The sequence below is a fragment of the Aeromonas sp. YN13HZO-058 genome (genome assembly GCF_001921245.1).
Taxonomy (GTDB): Bacteria; Pseudomonadota; Gammaproteobacteria; order Enterobacterales; family Aeromonadaceae; genus Aeromonas; species Aeromonas allosaccharophila.
In genome coordinates this window covers 66,121-72,861 of record NZ_MQSY01000082.1, presented here as the reverse complement: position 1 = coordinate 72,861, position 6,741 = coordinate 66,121, and the positions used below count along the sequence as shown (strand labels likewise).

Annotated in this window: 5 protein-coding genes; all 5 read right to left on the bottom strand. The window is 59.7% G+C overall.

From position 1 onward, the window contains the following. Positions 1–127 precede the first annotated feature (127 nt). Positions 128–1,012, bottom strand: coding sequence for a formate dehydrogenase accessory sulfurtransferase FdhD (fdhD, locus tag BSP75_RS21210; protein ID WP_253186666.1), 885 nt, complete (start codon positions 1,010–1,012; stop codon positions 128–130). Next, positions 1,009–3,141, bottom strand: a complete 2,133-nt coding sequence (locus BSP75_RS21205; RefSeq protein ID WP_075114572.1) for a sigma 54-interacting transcriptional regulator — start codon at positions 3,139–3,141, stop codon at positions 1,009–1,011. Before BSP75_RS21205 ends, fdhD begins: the two co-directional genes overlap by 4 nt. A gap of 478 nt (positions 3,142–3,619) precedes the next feature. Beyond that, a complete protein-coding gene (locus tag BSP75_RS21200; RefSeq protein WP_075114571.1) occupies positions 3,620–4,042 on the bottom strand; it encodes a hypothetical protein in 423 nt (140 codons plus the stop codon). Then, entirely contained in the window at positions 4,039–4,473 is a 435-nt protein-coding gene (locus BSP75_RS21195; protein ID WP_075114570.1) for a hypothetical protein, read from the bottom strand. Before BSP75_RS21195 ends, BSP75_RS21200 begins: the two co-directional genes overlap by 4 nt. An 81-nt stretch (positions 4,474–4,554) precedes the next feature. After that, entirely contained in the window at positions 4,555–6,699 is a 2,145-nt protein-coding gene (gene fdhF / locus BSP75_RS21190) for a formate dehydrogenase subunit alpha (protein WP_083617292.1), read from the bottom strand. Positions 6,700–6,741 lie beyond the last annotated feature (42 nt).

Sequence of the window (6,741 nt, the reverse complement as noted above, 5' to 3'; positions counted from 1 at the left end):
GGGAGGGGCGTGAATATCAAAGCGTGTTTGCATGAGGCGCTGGGGCGCCCCATGCAACACGTAATTGGGACATAGCCTTTTCATTGCCTGTTTTTATGAGCCGTTTAGCGGACTCTCACTCTTGCTGTCACTTAAGCAGAATGCGTTGGCAGCCACTGTAGATCTCGGCCCGCCCGGGGCGGCAAAAACCCACCAGCGTTAGCCCGGTCTGCTCGGCCCGCTCGACCGCAAGCTCGGTGGCGGCAGAGATGGCGAGCAGGATCTCCACCCCGGCGCTGGCGCACTTTTGCACCATCTCGAAGCTGGCGCGGCTGGTCACCAGAATGGCGCCGTCACGGCGGCCAGTGCGGCACAGATGGCCCACCAGCTTGTCCAGCGCGATATGCCGCCCCACATCTTCGCGAATGGCGAGAATATTGCCCGCACTATCCAGATGCACCGCGGCATGGGTGGCGCCGGTGCGCTGACCCAATAGCTGGAGCGGGCGCAGCGCGCTCAATACCTTGTCGATATGGCCCACGTCCAGACGCTGGCTGTCGGGCAGCACTGGCTGGGTGCGGATCACTTGCTCCAGACTCTCGCTGCCGCAGATGCCGCAACCGGTGCGCCCCGCCATCGTGCGCCGCTTCTCTTTGAGGCGATGGACGCAGCGATTGGCCAGAGTGATATGCAGCTCAATCCCCTGACAGCCGTCAACCTGCTCGATGTCGTGGATATCGAGCAGGCTGTCGATGATCCCCTCCGAGAGCGAAAAGCCTATGGCGAAATCCTCCAGATCGGAGGCCGAGCACATCATCACGCTGTGGGCGATACCGTTGTAGACCAGCGCCACTGGCGTCTCGGAGGGGAGTTCCATCTCGCTGTCGCAGGTCAAGGTATCGGCGCGGTAGTGCACCACCTCGCGATGGATGGCACAGCGGGCCAGTTCGCTCTGCTCTCTTTGTTCTCTCTGCTCGCACTGCTCGTTCTGTTTTTGCTCGCTCCGCGCCTCAAGCTCAAGTAGCTCTCTCATGGAGCGACCCCGTCAATGATCTCGGGATCTCTGGCCGAGATGCCGAGCCGCTTCATCTTGGAGAGTAGCGTGGTGCGCTTCATGCCGAGGCGGTTGGCCGCCCCCCGCTCGCCAGCGACGATGCCGTTGCAGTCGCGCAGGGCGGCGATGATCGCCTCGCGCTCATCGGTCGGTGCCTCCTCGACAAACAGCGGAGAAGCGGGCTCGTCATACACCAGCGTCTCAATCTTGTGGTAGCCCTTGAGGGGCATCAGCTCATCGGGCGAGAGGTTGAGCACATGGCCGCGGGTCATCACCACGGCGCGCTCGATGACGTTCTCCAGCTCGCGAATATTGCCGAACCACGGCAGTGACACCAGCATCTTCATGGCATCGGCGGGGATCGAGGTGATGGTGCGGCGCATCCGCTTGGCGATCTTCTTGATAAAGAAATTGACCAAGAGCGGGATATCCTCGCGCCGCTCCCGCAGCGGCGGCAGCTCGATGGGAAAGACATTGAGCCGGTAGTAGAGGTCGCTGCGAAAGCGCTTGTTCTTGACCATGGAGAGCAGATCGCAGTTGGTGGCGGCCACCAGCCGCACATCCACTGCGATGGGGTTGCTGTTGCCGACCCGCTCCAGCTCGTGCTCCTGCAATACCCGCAGCAGTTTCGGCTGCAGATCCAGCGGCATGTCCCCCACTTCGTCGAGGAACAGGGTGCCCTTGTGGGCCCGCTCGAAACGGCCGATGCGCTGGGTCAGGGCGCCGGTAAAGGCCCCCTTCTCGTGGCCGAACAGATCGCTCTCGATAAGGCCGGTGGGGATGGCGGCGCAGTTCACCTTCACCATCTCGTGGTCGTGGCGGGCACTCAGGGCGTGAATGGCCTGGGCGATCAGCTCCTTGCCGGTGCCGGTCTCGCCGAGGATCAGCACGGTACTGTCACTCTCGGCCACCAGCCGCACCTTCTCCAGCACGCTCTCCATCACCGAGCTCTGATAAATGATGTGGGGGAACTCCCCCTGCATCTGCGGCTCGTTGATGCGAATGGTCTTCTCTTTGGCGCCGTTGGTGTTGGTGATCTCCTGCTGCGCCTGCACATTGTTCATGGCAATCGCCGTGCGCGCCGCCACCTGCTCCAGCAAGGAGATATCGATATCGGCAAAGAAGTCGGCATGGGGGTGCGAGAGGATCAACACCCCCAGCAGGTTGCCCCGATAGCGCAGCGGCAAAACGCAGGAGCTGTCCGCCTCGGGCGGCAGGATCTGGGAGGTAAAGCGGCAACGATTGCTGCAGCCGTTACCGTGCTCGCGATAGACGAAAAACGGCTCGCTGTGACCAAGGGCCCCCTGCAGACACTTCTTCTCGAAACAGGAGTGATCGATGATGCCCGGCTGATCGCTCTGGTGCTGATTGACCAGATAGCTCTTGAAGCTGTCGGAGGTGGCGTTGTACTCCGCCAGACACAAGCTGCTGATACCGAAGTGGTGCTGCAGGATGGCAAACAGGCTCCTGGGCAGCTCGGCGATACGCACCAGTTTGATCACCGCATTGGTCACATCCACCAGAATTTTGCAGCTGTCGCGCTCAAGGCGCAGGGAGTTGGCCTGCTCCAGGGTGCGCTCCTTGTCGAGCACGTTCTCCAGCGCAATGGCGATGATAGCCGCCAGCTGGGTCAGCTTGGCCAGGGTCTCCATGGTGAAGCTGTCGAGCCGGGTGTTGATAAACTCGACCCCGCCAAGGTGGCTGCGAGCGGTGGTGATGGGGAGCTGGCAGTAGGAGCGCAGCCCCGCGTAGATCCCTTCGCGCTCCAGGGCCGGGCAGCGATTCTCAAAGCGGGCGGCAGCGAGAATGATGGCCTGTTCCGGGGTTTCCTTGGTAGGACGGGGGGAGACGTGCAGCTCTGCCTTGGGGCAGACCAGATGCTTTGGGCCGATCGCGCCCATGAAATAGACGATGGCCTCCTCGTCCGCACCCATGTTGAGGATCAGGTTGACCCGGGTCACGCCGCCAAAACAGGCATCGATCTTGTTGAGTTTTTTTATAAAGTCGTCGAGGGTGACTGCCGACAGCAGGGTTTTGGACAGAGAAAGAAAACCGTCGTCCCAGATGGGGGAGATTTCGTCCAGAGGAATGGCACTCACATTTAGCATTCTGGCCTCACGTTACCGCTATGCAGGCAAGACATCAGCAAGGACGGGGAGCTCCGTCAGATGTCACAATAAAAAAACGTAGTCCATTAACGTTTAATCATAAAAATCAATACTCATTAAATGGTATCGCACTGAGCGTTGGATCATAAGGTAGCCCTATTTTCAATACAACCATGGGGGCACACACGGGACTCATTACTCCAGGCCGATCCCTGCCACACCTATATTCGCCGATCCACTCAGCGCCGATCCGTTATCGCCAGTGGGCTGTCGTTTTTCAGCCCCCTTTTGTCATGAGTTGTCACGCGTTATCGCAAGCCCGCACCAAGCCAACCCTCTGATATTCCGACATGCATGCGCCACCCTTCGTCCGAATTCAGGTATTGAGTCTCCCGAACCCGATGACAGCGCCTCTGGCTCACGAGATCCCGTGTCATCCCTGCAACAGGCGCATATCGGCATCATCGCGTTGATTGTGTCAGCGGCACTCATTGGCGATGAGCGGTTGCCCCTCGACAAGGCCGGGCTGCCAGACGGCATCGAGCATCAATTTGAGTAGCAGCTCGGGCGGATTATCGAGAAACCGGCCGGTTTCCTGCGGCAAACGGCCATCGGCCCGATACACCTGGCTGGCCTGAACCTGCCCGGCTTCATCGACGATCTGGAGGATACCGTTAAGTTCTCCCCGCTCACCTGGCTGACAAGAGAGTCTGAGCTCGCGCGTTTCCCCTAACAGGGTGAACGCCCGGCACAGTGGCGGAGTATCCTCGTAATCGGGCCAGTTGAAAAACTTGTATTGCTTGGCGAGGGTGCCCGCCCGCTGGCAAAACTGGTCAAACAGCAGGGCGATGCCCTGATACTCCTGATCCAGCAGCTGCGCTTGCTCTTCAATACGTTTCATATATTTGACTCCTTACTACCGATTTGTTCGAAAATGGATTTTCCAATATTGCCCGGATGGAGCTTGAGTCCACCGAAAATAAAGCCCGCCGATAGCAACTGAAACGCCACCAATAACCAGCTGATATTCTGTGATATGTCTACCGACACCGCCTGATGGGTCAAATAGACCACCAAAGCGGAGAGGCCCAGCAGCAACGTATTCACCAGCGTGGTGGAGAGGAAGGCCACAAGCCAGGCCAACTGCACGCTCAGGGCCGCCAGCACGGCGCCCATGGCGATGCGCGCGGCGATAAAACAGCCGAAGAAGCCAAAGCCCAGCAGAAATATCAATTCGTCGTACCAGAGGTAACACCCCATCCCCAATAACATTGCCAACAAATAGGCTGAAACATAAAAAATCCCGAACGAGATCGTTAATTCACGGTTCATGGTGGACACCTGCCAGCTGAAAAAAGGATGAGGGGATCCGGGCCCTGTAAACAGAGCCTGGATCCACTTTATTAACGACGATTACCCTTTGGCGGCGCTGCGCAATTTCGCCTTGAGCGCGCTGTATTCAGTCTGGACGTACACTTCCGCCTCAGCCTGACCTTCAATACGCTCAATCTTCACCGCACAGTACTTGTACTCAGGGGTGTAGGAGACCGGATCAAGGTGCTCGATGGTCAACTCGTTACAGGCCCCGATCCACCACTGGTAGGTCATGTAGACCACCCCGGCGTTGACCCGCTCGTTGTAGTTGGCCCGAGTGATCACCTTGCCGCGCCGCGACGAGATCCACACCAGCGCCTGATCCTTCACCCCGAGCTTCTGCGCATCACTCGGGTGGATCTGCACATAGCCCGGCTCATCGGCCAGGGTTTGCAGCGCCGAGCAGTTGCCAGTCATGGAGCGGCAGGAGTAGTGCCCCACCTCGCGCACAGTGGAGAGCACCAGCGGATACTCCGCACAAGGCTGCTCCAGCGGCGCCCGCCACTCGGAGGCGATCAGCTGACCCTTGCCGCTCGGGGTGGTGAACACATTCCCCTCGAACAATGTGCTGGTGCCCGGGTGATCCTCGGTCGGACACGGCCACTGCACGCTCTTGAGATCGGCCATCTTGTCGTAGCTGACCCCGGTATAGAGCGGGCAAAGGGCGCGCATCTCGTCCCAGATCTCTTCGGTGTTGTGGTACTCCATGGGATACCCCATGGCGGTGGCCATCAGCGAGAAGATTGCCCAGTCCGGTTTCACATTCTCGGGGGGAGTGACCGCCTTGTAGAAGCGCTGGAAGCCGCGATCCGCCGAGCTGTAAACCCCCTCGTGCTCGCCCCAACTGGTGGCGGGCAGGATCACATCCGCCATCTCGGCGGTCTGGGTCATAAAGATATCCTGCACGATCACCAGATCCATGCCGCCCAGGGTGCGGCGGAACTGGGCCAGGTCGGCCTCGGTCTGCGCCGGATCTTCACCGAAGATGTAGAACGCCTTGCACTTGCCCTCCTCCACCTTGTGGCCAAGCTCCGTCAACCGGTAGCCGGGTTTCTGGGAAAGAGACGGCACGCCCCACGCCTTGGCGAACTTGGCACTGATCTCGGGGTCGCTCACCGACTGATAACCCGGGAACTGGTGCGGCAGCATCCCCATATCGCAGGTGCCCTGCACGTTGTTCTGCCCGCGCACCGGCCCGCAGCCAGTGCCACGACGACCGAAGTTACCGGTCAGCAGCGCCAGACCCGCGAGCCCCTTGACCACATCCACCGCCTGACCGTATTGAGTCACCCCCATGCCCCACAGGATCATGGACGCAGGCGACGCGGCATAGGTGCGAATGGCGGCGCGGATATCGGCGGCCTTGAGGCCAGTGATCCCCTCGACATATTCCGGGGTGTACTTGGCGACCGTCGCCTTGAAGGTGTCGAACCCTTCGGTGTAGTTGGCGACGAACTCCTTGTTGTAGAGCCCTTCACTGATCAACACGTTGGCGAAGGCGTTAACCAGCGCCATGTTGGAGCCGTTTTTGAGCGGCAGCCACTGATCGGCGATGCGGGCGGTCTCCACCATACGGGGATCACACACAATCACCTTGGCCCCGTTTGCCTTCGCCTTGAGGATATGGCGGGCCACGATGGGGTGAGAGTCAGCAGCGTTGTAACCAAACACCAGCAGGCACTTGGTCTCTTGAATTTCGGGAATGGCGTTGCTCATGGCGCCGTTGCCTACAGTTGTCTCCAGACCGGAGACTGAGGGTGCGTGTCACACCCTCGCGCAGTGGTCGACGTTGTTCGTCCCCAGCACTGCGCGGGCAAATTTCTGCATCACATAGTTGGCTTCGTTACCCGGGCCACGGGCCGAGCCGGTGGTCATGATAGCGTCGGCACCATATTTCGCCTTGATGGCAGCCAGACGGCTGCTGGCAAAGTCGATCGCCTCATCCCAGGAGACAGACTCGAGCTTGCCACCGCGCTCGCGGCGGATCATCGGGCTCTTGAGACGGGGGGTCAGCAAGTTGGTGTCGTTGAGGAAATCCCAACCGTAATAGCCCTTGAGGCAGAGCTGCCCCTCGTTGGTCCGGCCGTTGGCGCCTTCGGCACCCACCACCTTGTCGTTTTCAACCAGCAGGTTGATTTTGCAACCGGTGCCGCAATAGGGGCAGACGGTAATGACTTTTTTCATGACTCACACTCTTGTTTGTTAACGGAAAAACGCAGTTAACGG